Genomic DNA, 18,059 nt, shown 5'->3' on the forward strand with positions numbered 1-18,059 from the left:
CTGTTTTCCATGAATTTCTGCACTGTTACATCGTAGGGGCGAACAGTGTTCGCCCGCCTGATTTTCTCGCAAACTTATGTTGAAAGCCGCATTTGGGAATATTGAGCCAAAAATTGCGTGGATATCATGAGTTTGTCAGGCAAACAAAACGGGCGAACACTGTTCGCCCCTACATATATGGAATATAAAAAAGCGGAACTGTTCAGCATGATTTGAACAGTTCCGTTTTTTATCTGTAAGACCCTATCGCCTCAATAGTCTTTGCTATATCCTCGTCACTGTGAGCATAGGAAACGAACATCGCCTCGAATTGCGACGGTGCAGTGTAAATGCCGCTTTGAAGCATATGACGGTAGTATCTGCCGTAGCTTTCCGTGTGGCAAGCCCTTGCCTTATCATAGCTTTTAACTCTCTCGTCATTGAAAAACACCGTCATAAGCGAACCACAGCGATTCACGTTCAGACCCTTTTCCCGCAGAGACTTTTCTATCTCTGCCGACTTTCTATCAAGCTCCTCATAGAAGTTTGGTATGCTTTCTATCTGCCTGATAGTTTCTATTCCTGCCGCCACTGCGCATGGGTTTCCCGACAGCGTGCCTGCCTGATACACAGAGCCTAGTGGTGCAACGCACTGCATTATCTCAAGCTTTCCCCCATAGCAGGCAAGGGGCATTCCTCCCCCCACTATCTTGCCAAGGGTAGTCATGTCAGGGGTAACTCCGAAATATTTTGAAGCTCCCCCATCTGAAAGCCTGAAGCCCGTTATAACTTCGTCAAATATAAGCACAGTGCCGTGCTTTTTCGTTATCTCTCTGAGAAATTCAAGAAAGCCCTTTTCAGGCGGAACAACGCCCATGTTTGCGGCGCATGGTTCAACGATAAGTGCGGCTATCTCGCTGCCGTATTCCTCAAAAAGCTTTTCCACAGACTCGGTGTCATTGTATTTTGCAAGAAGCGTGTCCTTTGTGCAGCCCTCTGTCACTCCTGCACCCGATGGGATAGCCTGCGTCATAAGTCCAGAGCCTGCCTTTACAAGCAGTCCGTCAGAGTGACCATGATAACAGCCCTCGAATTTTATTATCTTGTCCCTGCCTGTGAAACCTCTCGCTGCCCTTATTGCGCTCATGACAGCTTCCGTGCCTGAGTTTACGAGCCTGAGCATTTCCATAGACGGAAAGTGCTTTTTTATAAGCTCAGCCAAGGTTATCTCGCCCTTGTGGCAAGCACCGAAGGTAAGCCCCTTGTCGCAGGCGGCTTTCACAGCATTTATCACAGGCTCACAGCAGTGACCGAGAATATTCGGCCCCCATGAGCATACATAGTCGATGAACTCGTTGCCGTCCTCGTCCCATATCCTTGAACCTTTCGCATGGTCGATAAAAAGCGGAACAGTGCCAACCGCCTTGCAGGCTCTCACAGGGCTGTTCACTCCACCGGGCATAAAACCGCAGGCAGTTTTGTAAAGCTGTTCAGACCTTGAAGTGTTCATTACTTGTCCTCCTTTATCCATTTTGCGGCGTCAAGAGCATGGTATGTTATGATAATGTCCGCACCTGCACGCTTTATAGCCGTGAGATTTTCAAGCACGATACGCTTCTCGTCTATCCAGCCAAGCTGTGCCGCCGCTTTTACCATAGAGAACTCACCGCTTACGTTGTATGCCGCAATCGGCAGATCATATCTGTCCCTGGCGGCTCTGAGGATATCAAGATAACAAAGCGCAGGCTTCACCATTACCATGTCAGCCCCCTCCTCGATATCGTCCTCTATTTCACGGAGAGCCTCACGTCCGTTGCAAGGATCCATCTGATATGACTTTCTGTCGCCAAAGCATGGTGCAGATTCTGCGGCGTCACGGAACGGAGAATAATATCCCGAAGCAAATTTTGCACTGTATGACATTATAGGAATATCTGTAAGAGCATTCTCGTCAAGCGCCGCCCTTATTGCCGCAACTCTGCCGTCCATCATGTCGGAGGGTGCGATAATGTCCGCACCGGCTTTTGCAAGGCTCACCGCCATTTTGCACAGAAGCGGCAAAGTGCTGTCATTGAGTATCTTGTCGCCCTTGACAACTCCGCAGTGTCCATGGCTCGTATATTCGCAAAGACAAACGTCTGCAATAACGAGCATATCAGGATAGTGTTCCTTGATGTATCTTATTGCCTGCTGTGTAACGCCCTTGTCATTGTAAGCTTCCGTTGCAAGCTCGTCCTTTTTCTCCGGTATGCCGAAAATAAGCAAGCCCGATATACCGCTGTCTGCTATCTGCGGCAATATCTGCTCCAGATCGTCGATAGAATACTGATAAACTGTTGGCATAGAGTCAACAGGCCTCATGATGTCATTGCCCTCTGCCACAAAAATCGGGTAGATAAAGTCTGCCGCATTTAATCTTGTTTCGCAAACCATTCTTCTCATTGCTGGGTTTGCCCTTAATCTTCTGAATCTTCGCATTTTTATCTTCCTCTCACTTATCTGAAAGTATCTTTTGTATTATTCCCTCTGCCGTGCTTTCTGTTGGAAGCAGAGGGCCATTTATACCGTATTTTTTAAGCTCTGCCGCCGTCACTTCGCCTATGGAGATACACTTTGTATTCTCTGATAAGCTTCCTCCGCCACGGAAAAAGCTCCTCACTCCGCCTGCGCTCGCAAACACAGCGTAGTCATCATCTATCTTCTCGCCTGTGCTGTAAACAGGCTCGTAAATATGAACATCATCAAAGTTCAGCCCTTTTTCAGCCAATGGCTTAACAAGCTCCGCTGACCCCTCCGAGGAGCGTACTATAAGAAGCCTGTCCTCACAAGTAAGAGTGTCCGAGAGCATATTTCCAAGAGCCACGCTGTTGAATTTTTCAGGCATTATGTCTGCATAAAGCCCAGCCTTTTCAAGCTTCGCCCCAGTGCCTTTGCCTATGACAGCTATCTTCACTCCGCTTAGCTTCCTTATGTCAATACGGCTTTCTCTAAGCCTTTTCAAAAATATCTCCGCACCATTTGGACTTGTAAGAGCAACATGGCTGTAAAAGCCCTCTGAAAGCCGTGAAAAAGCTTTTTCCGTGACCTCATCGTGCAGCTCCCTAAGCTCAAATCCGCCGCAGCGGTGAGCATACGCCCCAAGGGCATTGAGCGACTTTATGAGCCTCCTTGAAAGCCACTTTGTGGCAGTGACAGCCACAGAAACTCCATAAAGTGGCGGCAGATAGGTAGGCGAAAGATCAAGCCCGGCGGTTTCTCCAACTATTATCACCGCAGGCGCAGGCAGATCCTCTCTCTTCACCTTTTCAGCAATGTCGCCAAGACAGCCCTTTACAGCCCTCTGCTCAGGGGTAGCCCCCTTTGATATCACCGCCGCAGGAGTATTTTCGCCCATGCCGTTTTCAATGAACCTGCCTGCTATCTCAGGGAGATTTCTAAGCCCCATAAGAAAAATAAGCGTTCCGCCGCATTTTGCATAGCTTTCAAAATGCTCAGGTAAAAGGTCGTCCGCAGTGTGGCCTGTTATAACATGGAAACTTCTTGAAAGCCCCCTGTGACTCACAGGTATCCCTGCAAGTTCAGGCACTGCCACCGAGGAAGTCACCCCCGGTATAAGGCTGTATGGTATGCCTGCGGCTTTGAGTGCAGTTATCTCCTCGCCCCCTCTGCCGAACACAAAAGGGTCGCCGCCTTTTAGCCTGAGAACAACACCGCCCTCTGCGGCTTTTTCCACAAGAAGTGCGTTTATCTCATCCTGCGTGGAGCTGTGTCTGCCTGCACGCTTTCCAACACATATTCTCTCCGCACCGTCCTTGCAAAAGTCAAGCAAACGGCTGTCTATAAGGCTGTCATATATCACCACGTCACAGCTTTTCAGAGCCTCATAACCTCTCATTGTGATAAGGTCATAATCTCCACAGCCTGCCCCTGCTATTATAACTCTGCCGCTCATAGCTTATCAGTCAGCTCCTTAACAAGTTCAAATCTTTTTTCTATCTCTTTTTCGCCCTGAGCAAAATGCCCCTTGCCGTCTGAAACAGTGAGAGATATCTTTTCCCCATTTATCTCGCTGTATGCCCCCACAGGCACAGTGCAGTCCGCACCCAGAAGTCTTATCACCTCACGCTCGGTTTCAAACCTGAGCATAGTTTCCTTGTGTGATACCTGCGAAATTATCTCAGCCGCCTTGCTCTCCTTTGCACATTCCACTGCAATTATAGCCTGACAAGGTGCAGGCAAAAGCTCCCAAGGTTCAAACTCTTTTACCTCGTATTCCGAAAGGGAAAGTCCCAAACGCTCCGTTCCTGCCGCACAGAGTATTATGCCGTCATAAAGCCCATCAGAAAGTTTTTTAAGGCGTGTACCAACATTGCCTCTTATATCAGCAAACTTTGCGTTAGGATAAAGCCTTGCAAAGCCCCCGCGTCTACGCTGACTTCCTGTGCCAACAGTGAAAACATCACAATCGTTAAATACAACGCCTTTTTTGGTCACAAGCATATCACGATAGTTCCCACGAGGGCAAACTCCCGATATCTCCAGACCCTCGCCCAGCGTAACAGGCAAGTCCTTTGCACTGTGTACAGCAAAGTCTATTTCTCCGCTTTGCAAAGCCTGTTCTATCTCCGTGACGAACACACCCTTGCCGCCTATCTTGTCAAGAGGTCTGTCAAGCTGTCTGTCGCCCTTTGTGGTGAAGGTGACTATCTCGGTATCACACTCAGGAAAAGCCGCCTTTATCATGTCAAGTACCATATAAGTCTGCGCCATTGCAAGTGGACTTTTTCTTGTGCCTGCTCTCAGTTTCATTTTCGCTCCTTTATCATCTCTATAAGCTGTTCCTCTGTTGGAAGCACGTCACTTTCAAGGCATTTTTTCAGAACCTCTGCCATAGCCTTTTTCCTAGCCTGCTCCGTGGATATATTTTCAAGGGCATAGTCACGGGCTTTTCCCATGACATTGCATATATCCTCAAGCCTGCCCTCTGTCTGCGATTGGATCGTCTTTCTCAGGTGAGAAGCAAGGGTGGGGCTTTTTCCACCTGTTGAAATGCCAATGCACACGTCCCCCTCTGTAACAGTGGCAGGGAAGAAGAACGTACAGCTCTCAGGGTCATCAACTGCGTTGCATGGAATGTGCCTTTGCCTGCAAAGCTGAGAAATGTGCCTGTTTACACCGCTGTCCCCTGTGGCAGTTATCACAAATGTACTGCCGTCTATGTCGCTGTCATTAAAAGCACGCTCAAAAAGTGTTATCATGCCCCTGTCTGCAAGTTCTCTTATCTCACCGCAGGCTTTTGATGCCACCACCTTTATTATAGGCGAAAAGTCAAGAAGCTTTTCGATCTTTCTCAAAGCTACCTGTCCGCCACCCACTACAAGGCATGGCATATTATCAATATTCGCAAAAAAAGGAAAGTATGGCATCGTCATTCTCCGTATTCTTTTATTACTTCTATCACCTTGCCGAAAGTCTGTGAATCAAGCTCCGACTTTAGTCTGAAAAAAAGCTCTTTCGCCGAAACCTCGCAAAGTCTTCTGTCAAGGCTCTCAAACTGCGGAAGAAAATCATGGAACATAAGCTGCTTTTCAAGCCCGTCAGTTTCCTCGTCAATGATAAGCTTTGACCTCTCCACGCTGTTAAGCTTTTTGAGATTGTTTTCTTTGGCAAGCTCCGTGAAAAAGTCCATGTCTATAAGCCTAGCCCCTGCAAGCTTTTCCACGGCAGGGTCAATATCTCTCGGCACTGCAAGGTCTATAAAAAGCTTGTTTTCATTATCACTGAGCATATCCGCCGTAACAGTGTAGTGGGGGCTTGAAGTCGCCGAAATTATGCAGTCACATTCACCAATGCGCTCATATCTCTTTTCGTATGGTATAAGCTCAAGCTTTGGATCGTCTGAAATATATTCCAGTGCATTTCTGTGTGAACGTGTCGTTGCAAGCACAGTTACGTTCTTGTATGAAAGAAGATTTTTCAAGACCAGCGAACCTATCTCACCGCTCGCTCCAAGAAGCATCACCCTGACATTATCCTTATAATGTGCCGCTTCCTTAGCCGCAAGAGTGGCCGTGGAAACAGAAGTCTTTGAAAGCTCCGTCTCCGTCTTTATTTTCTTCGCACAAGCGATAGCCCCCTGAAATATCATGTTCACCTCAGAGGAAAGCCCAATGCGCTCCCTTGAAAGATCATATGCACGGCGAACCTGTCCAAGTATCTCGTCCTCACCTATGACCACCGACTCTATGCCGCATGATACGCTGTAAAGCCTTTTTACCGCCGTCTTGTCTGTGAATATCATGACCTTGCGTTTGAGCTTTGCGGTATCCACTCCGCTGTGACCGCAAAGAAGCGTTATGCCCTCTTCGGGCGTTCCGCAGAAGTAAAGCTCCGTTCTGTTGCAGGTGCATATAAGCACAGGTGAAAGGTCCTTTACGTCAAAAAGCAGCTTTTCACACTGAGCGCTGTCAAATGTGAAAAGGCTGCGAAAGGCTTGTCCGCAAAGCTTGTGATTTACGCTTATGCAGGTAAAATTTTTCATTTTTCTGTGTTATCTCCTGACTTTTCGGGATAAAGTGCGTCATAGTCAAGCTTGGTGAATCTGTGATATGTTATGCCGCCCAGATCGTCCTGCAAACAGTATCTACAGCCGTCAGGTTCTCCGTCTGGAAAGTATGCAAGCAGGTCAAATTCATCGTCAGGTGCAGCAGTTACAACAGCGTTCTTATTGTACTTTCTGAATATCTCAGCCGCTCTTTCAAGAGAACACCCCTCTTTTACCGCTCCGATAAACTCCACAAGGAATGGGCTTGCCTCCACCTTTTCGTGGATAGCCCTCACGCTCTCCTCTGATACCGTAACAGCTATCCTGCCGTCCTGAGCAAGCGAAGCCTTGCATGAAAGTATCTCACTCTTGTATTCGTCTATGGCTTTTATCATTTCCTCAGCCGTAAGCTCGCCCCCTGTTATGGCGTTTAGGGAGTCAAGAGGATAAAAAAGCGTCACCGCATTAGGGGTAAACCCAAGCTTTATCTGCGACTCTTTTATAGTATCGGTTATATTCTGTTCAAGCTTTATAAGCTCTGTCATGAAAATTCTCCTTTATACATAATTCCTATAGGCTTTGTATGCTTTTATAATATCACATATTTTTCATGTTGTCAACCTTGTTTCCTCGCCTATATATTTTTTCAGTGCATTGATATAAAATTCCGTCAGTGGATTAGAAAGTACCTTTTTGTGAGTAACTATGCCAATGCGCATCGACCCCTCCGCTTCAAGGGGAACAGCCACGATATCACTGCCGTTGAGCTTTTCGTCAATAACACCGCTGCAAATGGTGTAGCCGTTAAGACCGATAAGAAGATTAAAAAGGGTCGCACGGTCACGGACGCGGATATTCTTTGGTCGCTTTATGGTGCTGAGTATCTCCTCCGAGTAGTAGAAAGAGTTGTATTCCCCCTGCTCAAAGGATAAGTAAGGGTAGGGGAGCAGATCATCAAGAGTCACAGACTTTTTCTGTGCGAGGGGATTTGCAGAGCCGACAAAAACGTGTGGCTTTGCAGAAAAAAGCTCCGTGAATTTAAGCTCTTTGGACTTTATCTCCTTTGAAAGCACAGGCTCGTTGAAATCGTTGAGATAGAGTATGCCAAGCTCGCTTTTCATTCTCGCCACGTCCTCGATTATCTCGTGGGTCTGCGTCTCACGAATACTGAAATCATATTCATCTCCGCCAAACTCTTTTATAAGATCAACAAAAGCGTTCACCGCAAAGGAGTAATGCTGAGTGGATATGCAAAACTGCCTTTTGCCGTGTTGCTTTCCGCAGTATTTTTCTTTAAGAAGGCTCGCTTGTTCAAGCACCTGCCTTGCATAGCCCAAAAAGACTTCACCCTCTTTTGATACCGTTATGCCCTTGTTTGTGCGTATGAATATAGTGATATTCATTTCCTTTTCAAGCTCACGGATAGCATTAGTAAGACTAGGCTGAGAAATAAAAAGCGACTGCGCCGCCTCGCTGACAGTACCTTTCTCCGCCGTAGCCACCACATATTTAAGCTGCTGTAAGGTCATATCTCCACCCCTTTTCAGATATATCCTTATTATATAGCGTATTTATGAAATTTTCAAGTGGAAGAACGCTCCCAAACAATATAAAAGATCCGCACAGCGGCACTTTTTTGTACGCAATGCGGATCAATTTTTTCTATCTCATCATCTCAATATCCTCATAAAGCCCCTCTATCTCACTTTTAAGCCGTCTTATCTCATGAAGACGATGTCGGTATTTTTCGCCGCTCTCTCTCTGCTCCTCCATAGTCGGCAAAGGTATCTCACACTCCTTTAACCCCTTTGTGTGCAATACCCTTAGTACCTTTCCGCTGCGACAGCCGTCAAGCATAGCCTTTCCCTCTGCCGATGAAAGATAAGCCGCAATATAGTAAGGGTCAGCCTTCTCCTTGTCAAGTCCTATCCTTATAAGCGTTGGTGAAACAAGAAGCTTTCTGTCCCCCATATCGCCTGCGCATACCACCTTGAAATTCTTGTCCGTGGTAGAAAGTATCACATCTCCGTCCTTTATGGCATATTTCTCAAAACGCTTGCTGTCATAAACTATCTCAATGCAGTTTTCCGCAATAACGCCGTCGTCAATGTCCACAAGCCTTAGATATTCGCATGGCTTAGTAAACTCATTGTCCGAAATGTAGCTCTCCGCCATAAGTCCATGACTTATCTCTTTTATGATATCTCCGAAATTAACTGTATTTACATTCATTTTAGTCACCTCTTTTGATTTCCATACATCTCAGACAATGCCGAGATCTCTTCTTTTACAATATCCACAGCCTTCTTTGGCGAGGTCAACTTCACAGCTTTTCTGTTAGCTATCGCCCAGCGTACAGCCGTCTGGATATTTGCCCTGAACGTCACGTCATAGATATCGTCATTACCTATGACCTTATTGCAGGTGAACTCATTCCCGAATGTATCAAGCACAAGACTTATGTCTTTCTTTTTTATGTTGATATGTACACGCTCCACAGTCCCGTCAAGCACATACCTGTTAAGATTTTTGTATTGCACAGGCTTCAGATCCCTCGGAACATTGCTAAGCGTCTTTACATCTCTCATAGAGCCGTCCTCTTCGCAGATACTCGCCTTTAGGATCTTGTCTATCCTGAAATGACGAAGATCATCGTAACGAACATCACTTGCAAGGAGATAGTAAAAGCCGTCTGCCATAACGATGCCATAAGGGCTGAGCATAACACGTTGAAGCTTTATACCGCTCTGTGGGTCGCTCTTAGTGAGAAGCTTGCCGTTCTTGTCGTAATCGCTTATGGTAACATCAAGCTTCCTGTTGGTGTTCATAGCCTCTTTGATATTTTCTATCACCAAAAAAATGCTCTTGTTGCCATAGTGAAAGGTCTCTCTGAGATTGGCTTCCTTGCTCTTTGTGTTACCCGTAGATAAGATGTTTATCTTTTTTATCAGATCCCTCACATAGTCCGCAGGGAGCATTGGCGAGTATATGATGCTGTCTGCCAGAAACTCATATTCCTCAGCGGTGATGTCAGAGGCGTAGTAAATATCTGTGATGTATTTTTTATCGCTTTTATCATCATCATCGTTGTCATTGTCTGCGATGAAAACATTGCAGCTTTCATCGCCTATTATGCTCTTCAAATGCTGAGCCACCGTCTTGCGGTTAGGCTTTATGCCAAGCTTTTCCTCAAGATAACCGCAGATCTGCTGCTGAGTAAGGGGGTGCTTTTCATCACTGTGTTCTTTGAGTATCTCAATGATCTTGTGCGAAAGCATATCTGTTTTTGTATATGACATTTTTGCCCTCCTGTTCTGTGATATCTTTCTTTCAATATATCACTTTTGCTTTATTTTGTCAATTGTATCCTTTTAACTCCTATACCCCTTTCATTTTGTGTTGCACTTATCATACCACCCACCATGGGTAAAATTTCGGATATTAAAAACTTCCGATATGTCCACATTTTTGAACATTCCGGGTGCTATAATGCAGATACAGACGAAAAACAAGAATGAGAAAAGACCACGGAGGCGGATTTTTATGCGTTGTTACAGAGCAAGATGTATACTCGAAGAGTCTATTATCAGAAGAACAAGAGATAATGAAGAAGAGTACGATACATTCTTTGATGAGAAAAACCAGCTTATAAACGAGTTCAATGAAATGGCACGCACCATGTCCAACAGAAGCTGTGCCTTTATATCAAGCGCCGTAAAAGATCAGGCGACCATAGGGGTAATGATGACAGACATTGAAGCCGACGTAAAAGCCTATGTAAAGAACTTCTTTTCATTTATAAAGCTTGAGTGCGTGGATATAAGCTTCGAGGAAATAACAGTGGAAACGTTCAAAAGAATGATCCCCAACGGCTATCATGATAATTTCAAGTTCGATGAAGATCTGCTGAATGACTATGAACTGGACGACCTGTTCAGTAACTATAGAAGATCGTACATAAGCGAAAATATCACAAAGACCATTGATAAAAAAGACGCTCTCGCCGTAGCAAAAAAATATCTCTGCTCAGATACCTTTGAGCCTGAGCTTAAAAGAATATTCAGAAAGAACAGCGTCGGTGTAACAAAAGGCATACCGGTACATTATTTGGTCCAAAGCGATAATGCCCATAGGCTTGCCAATACCCTTGTAAGCTCCCTGTATTCAAATAACAGACTAGGCTGTGCAAGATATACCGTCCTCGACCTTTATAATTTATCAGCCCGAAGCTCAGATATCCGTGAACTGTTCCGTGTCTGCAGTGGCTCTACCATCATAATGAATTGTTGTGGTTTAAAGTGTACCAACAGCGATAATTGTACAGCCGATGAAACTATCCCCGATATCCTCTTTGACCTCATCAATGTCTACAAAAACGAGATACAGTTTATTTTTACCTTTTCAAATGACGGACCTTCTCTCCCTGACGCCGTGGAAGAAAAGCTCGGCGCTATCACATTCGTGAAGCTTGCGGACGATACTGTAGAAAACGAAGATGCACATAAATATCTTAGAAAGCTTTGCAGAGAAGAGAATACCTCCTGCGATAAAGACCTCCTTTCCCTGTGCGCAAAGGATACCCCATATAGAGCAAGCGAGCTTATGGGTATGTACGATACTTGGTATTCAAATGTCCTGAAAACAAAAATCTATCCCCAGTATTCAAACTTCAAAAAGCTTTATGACAGGGAAGAAGCCAAGGAGATAAAAGGCTCTGCCTACAGCGAGCTTCAGGAGCTTATTGGACTTGATTCCGCCAAGAGCGTTATCGAAAAGGCGATAACATATTCAAAGGCGCAGAAAATTTTTGCCGATAAGGGCATGAAAGAGAGCCGAACAGCCATGCATATGGTGTTCACAGGCAACCCAGGCACAGCAAAGACCACAGTTGCAAGGCTGTTTGCAAGAATACTCAAAGAAAACGGCGTGCTTTCCAAAGGCGACCTTATCGAGTGCGGACGTTCCGACCTTGTTGGAAAATATGTTGGCTGGACAGCCGTTCAGGTGAAGAATATGTTCAAGAAAGCTAAAGGCTCAGTGCTTTTTATCGACGAAGCCTATTCCCTCTGCGATGACCGCTCAGGCTCTTATGGCGACGAAGCCATAAACACTATCGTGCAGGAAATGGAGAACAACCGTGACGATATGGTAGTCATTTTCGCAGGCTATCCAAAGGAAATGAACGACTTCCTCGACCGCAACCCCGGTCTGAGATCAAGAATAGCGTTCCACGTCAATTTTGAGGACTATACCGCCGAGGAGCTTCTTAGTATCGTCTATCTTATGGCTAAAAACAATGAACATAAGCTTGCCGACGACGTTGACGAAACGCTCCTGCCTTTTCTTGAAAGGGTCTGCAAGAAGCCGAATTTCGGCAACGGCAGATTTGCAAGAAATCTTATAGAGGGAGCACTGTTCGGTCAGGCACTCAGGCTCACAAGGCAGAATTTCAGTACCATGACAATGGACGATATCGTGACCCTAAAAGCCCGTGACTTTGACCTCACCGAAGACGATACCCTTGAAGAAGAACAAAAGCATATAGGATTTAACAGATAAAGATATGAGTATAGACCAACAGACCGCTATATCCCCGACCTGAACACCGCCAAGTGCTTCAAACGGCATTATGATAACGAAAAGTTTCTTTCCAAAATAAGAAATAAGCTTGTCTATGAAATGTGGCTCTGCGGACATTTCCATTTAGATCGTACTGTGGGCAACGTGAGATTTCTCTATGACGATATCTATGAGATAAAATAAAGCGCAGGCACTATGGAGCATACGCTCTGTAGTGCCTGCTTCCGTCATTTTTGACCCTCACAAAATCAAGCTCATCAAGCCCGAACAGCCTTGTAAGCTCCGCCAACATCTCCTCACTGTTCAGCACAGGATTAAGATATATCACAGCCTTGCCGCCCTTTATCTCCACTCTGCCCCGAGGATAATAATTGTACTCTTTCCCATGTGTTACGTTTTTCGGCAGTCCCTTCCAAGTCAGCCTGTGATTGAAATTATCCCCCGACTTTGAGTTAAGTCCACTGCCGTCACCAATAACATTTCCCGATTTGTCGCACTCTAACTTCTTTGTATATAATTCACCCTCGATAAGCCAGAATATTCCCTTGTATATCATATTATTCACCTCAATATGATAATACCGTTTCCTATGTCCAAAATTGCACACATAGGTTGTGATATTATAATATCAGTGAAAGGGGCGATACCATGGTAACATCAAAATCAGTTGAAAAGAACAACGAAGAATGGTACAACAAAACCGTGCAGATATTTGAACGCTCGTACCGCACAGATACAAGCTTTGTGATATCTCACATAAAGTCTGCTCAGAAAAAGTTCACCTGCCAAGGCTATCTTATCACAGCCGCAAAAGGGAAGCCCCTCAAAGTCTTTTCGGGCGAGAGTGAAGCCGTAGAAAAGCAGTTGCAAAACAGCAAGATACCATATTCACAGCTTATCACAGTGCAAAATAACAGGTCCTTGCAAACTGCCTATATAGCCTATACCAAGGATAAACAAAAGCTCACAGAAGTCCTGAACAACAGCGGCTTCACCGCCATAGAAGATGTGGACAGCTTTATGTCAGACTATGACAAAGTAATGATAAGAGTTGCCGAAAACATCTCTCAACGTCATTTGTTTGATAGCATAGGGCTATGGTAGGGAGGTGACAGCATAGTGACGATCCATCGTGAGCGAAGCCCACCAGATTTGGTGTGCTTGACTAAAAAATCCCCGCCCTTGACTTTCATTTTATGAGTACGGCTATCTTTAGGAGCATTATTAAGTTTGAGATATTGTCATCAATTTGTACGAGTGTAAAGATAATCTTCCATATTTGATATAAGTAACAAACTTCTATTAAATCTCTATCGTCACTTCTTCATATCTACTACTATCTTCGGAGCATTCAATTCTGACGGTCAGTTCTGTTCACCTTCTCTGCTTTCTGCATAGATTCCTATTTTTAATTGCAGCTCTTGATTGTATGGCAATCGTATTATTGCTTAAGGATATAATTTCTAAGTTATTCAATATCGCTTTTCAGTTCACAATAAGCAACTTTTTCATTATTATAAAACATATAAAATCTTTCTCCTTTATTGAAGTCAATATTGCGATCTGATATAGGAATGGATTTTATATTAGCGTCAAAAGACTCTGAAGATATAAATTTTACATCTTCAACAGAAATACATAGAGTATGTGAAATAGGCTTATCATTTATATCTACAAAGCAAATAGGGAAAATTCGTTTTTCTGAAAACAAGATTTTTCGTTTGATCAACGAAAAATCTTTTATCAAAGTAAAATTCGCAGTGCCTTTTTTCCTAGGTATGAAATGTTTCGTTTCCATCTCCAAGGGCAAAGCAATACAAATTATAGAGTAGATCGTCCAGAATATCAGTACGCTATAAATTGCAAGCACATATTTTAAAAAGATAATAAAAGCAAATCCTACAATAGCTCCTAACCCATAAATCCAACCGGATCTATATATTTTGCTATAGTTACCGCAGTGGGGACAATGATAATGGCCTCTTTGAAAAAATCGACCTTTTATGATTTCTCCACACCAAGGACATCTTTTGTCTAAACTCATAAATTCACCACCGTTTGTTACTAAGTTTTGTTATAATACAACATATTTCCATCTCTTATCCAAACAACTGTTGAAATAGTTCTTGTATATTTAAAATGATTCTTACTGTCTGAGCCTTCGTGGTTTGGATCAATCTTACATTGCGGACAGCAATACCCGAAATTGATTATTGATATGCTCTATTTCATTGTACTGGGTGCTGGTTAAAATCTATTGCAAAACATATCTGTGATTTCCCCTGTATCCATATCTATTATCAAGTATCTTCCTAAAGTATCAACGACTGTCAACCCTTTGGTTATTGTGATGCCCACATACGGAAGCTGTTTTTGACCAATAAATTTGCTGTCAGGCTTTTTGATTTTCCACAACTTGTGAAGTTCATTATCAAAGCAATAAACTAAGTTATAGTCGTCGCCTGTGAAGTCCTCAAGTATAATCAGATACTCTGACATAACGATATAATCTATTATTTTTCTTTTCATAGTTACCGACTTATCGTTATATGTGAGAATGTTATTCATAATGGATACTTTCAAAAAAACATCTCCTTATATTTTTCTTTTATTGTAAAACCATTCAGCTTTCTCTTGACCCAAAAGGTTATACTGTTGCACTCACGAATCACCGCCAAACAATGCATTTACAATTCCTGTTTCAATTTCAGTTCCAGAGGGAATCAAAATGACGGATAATGTATATCATCTTCAAGAACACCTCTGCCGACAACTTTATTTTCACAGTATACAAGAAAATTTGTCCCCACAGCATAGTCCTTGTCAAGCAGTCCATACTTTACAAAAGAAAGTATCCCTTTCGAGGTGCATTTATCGACCTTTTCGATAGTGTATAAAGCTGCGGCTATCATCGGCGAAATTGCAATATCATTTTTATCTACAAAACACAGTATTATGACAGTATCTTCTATGATCCAAAAATTAGGGTGTTTGACATTCTTCTGATCCCATACTATTTTATATTTTGCTCTTTTTTCGGGAACATAATGCTTGCTGACTTTAACATATGGGTGGTCGAAACTTCTTATAGTACGGATACCTATATGTGAAGAAACTGTATTTTCATATTTAATAGCTGGCAGTGCGACCAAAGATGCATTGCATAAGGCATTTAACCAGAATTGCCTGCTGTCTTTTTTTAGTTTGATCTCGTGTCCGCACTTTGAACAAAAATCCGTCATAAAACGAAGTTCTCTTCTTTTGAAGTTTATTGGAATTATTTCTCCACACCATGGACATCTTGGTGCAAACATATCAACACCCCCACATTAGTTAATATGCATAGCACATATTAATTAATTGATCTCCTTTATACCAAAAAATCATTTTTTCATAACACATATTTGAAGTTGAAGGATTGCCCTGCTTTCCAGGTACTTCAACCTTTGTAAGCTCAACATCGACTTCAACGTTGTCGTCAAAACCGTCATCGTCGGTATCAGGTTTCATATAATTGGGTTTAATGGGATTGTAGCCTGAATCAACAAGTAATTCGGACATTTCCTCAACATCTGAAAAACAATCGCTGTGCTATCTGATTTCTCCTAAGTGTTTGACAAATAGCTATTCCATTTATTCATATTACTGATTTTAGAATCTATTTTAGATAAAAAATTTGACTTTATAACTTTATCGACAGCAACATAAAAAGTTTCCGTCCTGTTGCCAATGTTATTATAATCCAGCATATATTTTTCTTGTGTATCGGTATTGAAATAGTAAATAAATTCATTACCATTTTGCTGATAAACCCATACCAAATATTCATTGGGATTTATATCATAGCAAAAATAATAACTTGGCAGATAATTGGTATAGTCCTCAAATCCAATGGCATATCTAATCAAATGCTCATTTTCATCGGATATAATCATAGTTTTATCAGGTTGCCAACCTTTATTGCTTTCAATAACTTTGATTGAAATTAAAACATTATTATCAGTTTCAATTTTTTCATTAAACAGTGTTTTTTCATTCTTACCCAAACCAACAATAATGCCTGAAATAATTACTGCAGAAATAATAATGCCGACAACTACCAATACTTTTTTCATACTAAACCTCAATTAGCTAAGTCAAAATAATAATCGCAAAATGCACTTGCAAAACCATATATCATATTTTCAGTTATTAAATTACAAGTAGATGAACTATACACGCAACCAGCAGAAAGAAAATCCATAGGAGGTCTAATATATGATGTAGCAAGTATTTTCAAATCAGATCGTTCATTTGAACCTGTAATATTATATATAAAATCAGAAAATCTTTGCTTGTTGTTCATTTTTATTAAATAATTGTTAAGCAATTCATTTAAGTCCATATTGGGATTATCTTTATACTCATAGTTTGCCCGGAATTTCAACTTTGGTAAGCTCAACATCGACTTCTTCATTGTCATCAAGGCCGTCATCATCCGTGTCAGCTTTCATATAGTCGGTATTAACAATTTTGCAATTTGAGCTTACAATAAGTCCGCTCATTTCTTCAATATCTGTAAAACCGTCACCATCAGTGTCTGTTTCTCCAACAAAGGTCTTAGGACCTATTTCATTGCAGCTTTGATTTATTTCAGCAGCGGTTTTAGCAGAGTATACCTTGCCGCCTGTCAGCTGTGCATAACCTATCAATGCAGCTGTATTAAAATCACCAATACAGAAAAAGTAAATAGGTATCTTGTTATTAATTGCAAGCTTAAGAAATCTACTGTCAACTGATACACTGCTGTCAGTAATAAAAATAATTTTAGAGTTATACTCCATAGCCTCATCATTGAGTATAACTGCTGCCAAACCAATTCCATAACTAGCATTAGCAGTTCTGCTGTAATAAATCGGATCCCATTTCAACGCACTTTTGACACTCGTAAAATCGGTGTTCATTCCACCAGCATTCTGGTAGGTCAAAAAGCTCATAATATCTGAATCTGACATTGAGTCTACAATATTACTAACTATAAGTTCATTTCGATTTGCGTTATTAACATTATATATATTTGAACTTTTTGATAATACTCAATTGCATCTTCGTATCTGCTGAGTGACATACAAACATTTGCAGCATACTGATACGCATCTGCACAGTTCTCATCGAGTTTTATAGCTGATAAAGAAAGACTGAACGCCTCTTGTAATTGCCCATTATAAAAGGAAGTTTCCGCATTTGAAATTAATTCTGCAAGTTGATCTTTTTTGTCCATTGGCATCCAAATCATCCCCTTACGTAACATCGGTTTTTTTCAGTTCGTTTATTAGCTCTATATCATAATCATTTGGAGCATCACTGAATGCTTTTTCTGCTAAAGTGACAGCTTCTTTTGAAATCGTAACCTCATTAGCTAAAACGTTCTCCAAAAAATTTTCAAGAGCCACCCGTTTTTCTCCATATTTCGCCAGTTCTTCAGCATCTTCCACAAGAGCATTCACAAGAGAGTCGTCATGAAATTGCATAGAGATATTTTTGAAGAACATATCATATGCGTCTTTTACCATTTTAATCTCCTCTCATAATTAGCGATTAATAGGAAAGCCAGTTACTATCCCTTCACCGCCTGGTTCAACAATCACTCTAATATCTAAACTATAACACAAGATATGAAGTTTCGTCAATCCTTAATGAATTACGCAAAGAAATATGGAGTGGTTTTGTCAATATCACTTGACACATTTTATTCGAACAAGAATTATGCAACGAGAAAGATATGATCATAGTAGAGCTTTCTTCGGGCTGCCGGAGGCAGACCACCGTTGGCGGTGCAGATTCTTCTGTTGGCCCAGTAACTCATAAAATATCTCCAGATCATGGTCTTCAACTCTTTCATAGTGTAGTTCTCCGGCTTGTCCTCACGGCTGTAGAACAGCTCTTCTTTCATTCTTGCCCACATACTTTCACAGCG

General features: G+C 42.4%; 21 protein-coding genes and 1 pseudogene. 2 read left to right on the forward strand and 20 right to left on the reverse strand.

All coding sequences use genetic code 11. From position 1 onward, the window contains the following. Positions 1–229: 229 nt before the first annotated feature. From hemL to DW793_RS04630, 10 genes are all read right to left on the reverse strand, one after another. Entirely contained in the window at positions 230–1,489 is a 1,260-nt protein-coding gene (gene hemL / locus DW793_RS04585; RefSeq protein ID WP_118157192.1) for a glutamate-1-semialdehyde 2,1-aminomutase, read from the reverse strand. Next, positions 1,489–2,457: a porphobilinogen synthase gene (gene hemB / locus DW793_RS04590; protein WP_118157193.1), complete on the reverse strand. Its 969-nt coding sequence runs from the start codon at positions 2,455–2,457 to the stop codon at positions 1,489–1,491. Before hemB ends, hemL begins: the two co-directional genes overlap by 1 nt. A gap of 13 nt (positions 2,458–2,470) precedes the next feature. Continuing rightward, positions 2,471–3,931, reverse strand: a complete 1,461-nt coding sequence (gene cobA, locus DW793_RS04595; protein WP_118157194.1) for a uroporphyrinogen-III C-methyltransferase — start codon at positions 3,929–3,931, stop codon at positions 2,471–2,473. Further along, positions 3,928–4,788, reverse strand: a complete 861-nt coding sequence (gene hemC, locus DW793_RS04600; RefSeq protein ID WP_022287095.1) for a hydroxymethylbilane synthase — start codon at positions 4,786–4,788, stop codon at positions 3,928–3,930. The genes cobA and hemC overlap by 4 nt, the downstream gene beginning before the upstream one ends. Continuing rightward, the gene (locus DW793_RS04605) at positions 4,785–5,405 is read right to left on the reverse strand and encodes a precorrin-2 dehydrogenase/sirohydrochlorin ferrochelatase family protein (protein ID WP_181988287.1); all 621 of its coding nucleotides are present in this window, start codon (positions 5,403–5,405) and stop codon (positions 4,785–4,787) included. The genes hemC and DW793_RS04605 overlap by 4 nt, the downstream gene beginning before the upstream one ends. A 2-nt stretch (positions 5,406–5,407) precedes the next feature. Beyond that, on the reverse strand, positions 5,408–6,520 hold the full coding sequence (gene hemA, locus DW793_RS04610) for a glutamyl-tRNA reductase (protein ID WP_118157196.1): 1,113 nt from the start codon (positions 6,518–6,520) through the stop codon (positions 5,408–5,410). Beyond that, positions 6,517–7,068 carry a DUF3877 family protein gene (locus DW793_RS04615; RefSeq protein WP_118157197.1) on the reverse strand — a complete coding sequence of 184 codons (552 nt, stop codon included), beginning with the start codon at positions 7,066–7,068 and terminating at the stop codon, positions 6,517–6,519. The genes hemA and DW793_RS04615 overlap by 4 nt, the downstream gene beginning before the upstream one ends. 63 nt (positions 7,069–7,131) lie before the next feature. Continuing rightward, entirely contained in the window at positions 7,132–8,052 is a 921-nt protein-coding gene (locus tag DW793_RS04620; RefSeq protein ID WP_118157198.1) for a LysR family transcriptional regulator, read from the reverse strand. Between the two features lie 133 nt (positions 8,053–8,185). Beyond that, positions 8,186–8,755 (reverse strand): restriction endonuclease subunit S, encoded by a 570-nt coding sequence (locus DW793_RS04625; protein ID WP_118157199.1) that lies wholly within the window; start codon positions 8,753–8,755, stop codon positions 8,186–8,188. Positions 8,756–8,760: 5 nt separating this feature from the next. Beyond that, positions 8,761–9,822, reverse strand: coding sequence for a helix-turn-helix transcriptional regulator (locus tag DW793_RS04630; protein WP_118157200.1), 1,062 nt, complete (start codon positions 9,820–9,822; stop codon positions 8,761–8,763). A 244-nt stretch (positions 9,823–10,066) separates the two neighbouring features. On the opposite strand from DW793_RS04630, the gene DW793_RS04635 reads away from it, so the two are divergent. Beyond that, positions 10,067–12,082, forward strand: coding sequence for an AAA family ATPase (locus DW793_RS04635; RefSeq protein ID WP_181988288.1), 2,016 nt, complete (start codon positions 10,067–10,069; stop codon positions 12,080–12,082). A gap of 214 nt (positions 12,083–12,296) precedes the next feature. Here DW793_RS04635 and DW793_RS04640 read toward each other — a convergent pair whose 3' ends face one another. Next, the gene (locus DW793_RS04640; protein WP_118157202.1) at positions 12,297–12,659 is read right to left on the reverse strand and encodes a hypothetical protein; all 363 of its coding nucleotides are present in this window, start codon (positions 12,657–12,659) and stop codon (positions 12,297–12,299) included. Between the two features lie 92 nt (positions 12,660–12,751). Between DW793_RS04640 and DW793_RS04645 the strand changes: the two genes are divergently transcribed. Continuing rightward, positions 12,752–13,207, forward strand: coding sequence for a hypothetical protein (locus DW793_RS04645; protein WP_118157203.1), 456 nt, complete (start codon positions 12,752–12,754; stop codon positions 13,205–13,207). A gap of 364 nt (positions 13,208–13,571) precedes the next feature. On the opposite strand, the gene DW793_RS04650 is transcribed toward DW793_RS04645, so the two are convergent. The 9 genes and pseudogenes from DW793_RS04650 to DW793_RS04690 form a co-directional block, all read right to left on the reverse strand. Beyond that, the gene (locus DW793_RS04650; RefSeq protein ID WP_118157204.1) at positions 13,572–14,147 is read right to left on the reverse strand and encodes a hypothetical protein; all 576 of its coding nucleotides are present in this window, start codon (positions 14,145–14,147) and stop codon (positions 13,572–13,574) included. A gap of 203 nt (positions 14,148–14,350) precedes the next feature. Beyond that, the gene (locus DW793_RS04655; protein WP_038670390.1) at positions 14,351–14,686 is read right to left on the reverse strand and encodes a hypothetical protein; all 336 of its coding nucleotides are present in this window, start codon (positions 14,684–14,686) and stop codon (positions 14,351–14,353) included. A gap of 140 nt (positions 14,687–14,826) precedes the next feature. After that, positions 14,827–15,417: a hypothetical protein gene (locus DW793_RS04660; protein WP_118157205.1), complete on the reverse strand. Its 591-nt coding sequence runs from the start codon at positions 15,415–15,417 to the stop codon at positions 14,827–14,829. Between the two features lie 19 nt (positions 15,418–15,436). Further along, positions 15,437–15,664 carry a hypothetical protein gene (locus DW793_RS04665; protein WP_118157206.1) on the reverse strand — a complete coding sequence of 76 codons (228 nt, stop codon included), beginning with the start codon at positions 15,662–15,664 and terminating at the stop codon, positions 15,437–15,439. A gap of 44 nt (positions 15,665–15,708) precedes the next feature. Next, positions 15,709–16,218, reverse strand: coding sequence for a hypothetical protein (locus DW793_RS04670; RefSeq protein WP_022287857.1), 510 nt, complete (start codon positions 16,216–16,218; stop codon positions 15,709–15,711). Between the two features lie 288 nt (positions 16,219–16,506). Further along, complete coding sequence (locus DW793_RS04675) at positions 16,507–17,097, reverse strand: hypothetical protein (protein ID WP_147342157.1); 591 nt, start codon at positions 17,095–17,097, stop codon at positions 16,507–16,509. A gap of 20 nt (positions 17,098–17,117) precedes the next feature. Beyond that, on the reverse strand, positions 17,118–17,369 hold the full coding sequence (locus DW793_RS04680; RefSeq protein ID WP_117892762.1) for a hypothetical protein: 252 nt from the start codon (positions 17,367–17,369) through the stop codon (positions 17,118–17,120). 13 nt (positions 17,370–17,382) lie between these two features. Then, positions 17,383–17,655 (reverse strand): hypothetical protein, encoded by a 273-nt coding sequence (locus tag DW793_RS04685; RefSeq protein WP_117781655.1) that lies wholly within the window; start codon positions 17,653–17,655, stop codon positions 17,383–17,385. Between the two features lie 191 nt (positions 17,656–17,846). Next, positions 17,847–18,059: pseudogene (locus DW793_RS04690) on the reverse strand (IS3 family transposase); the annotation flags it as partial.

Origin of the sequence: Ruminococcus sp. AM31-15AC (assembly GCF_003462045.1) — a bacterium.
In the GTDB taxonomy this organism is placed as follows: Bacteria; Bacillota; Clostridia; order Oscillospirales; family Ruminococcaceae; genus Hominimerdicola; species Hominimerdicola aceti.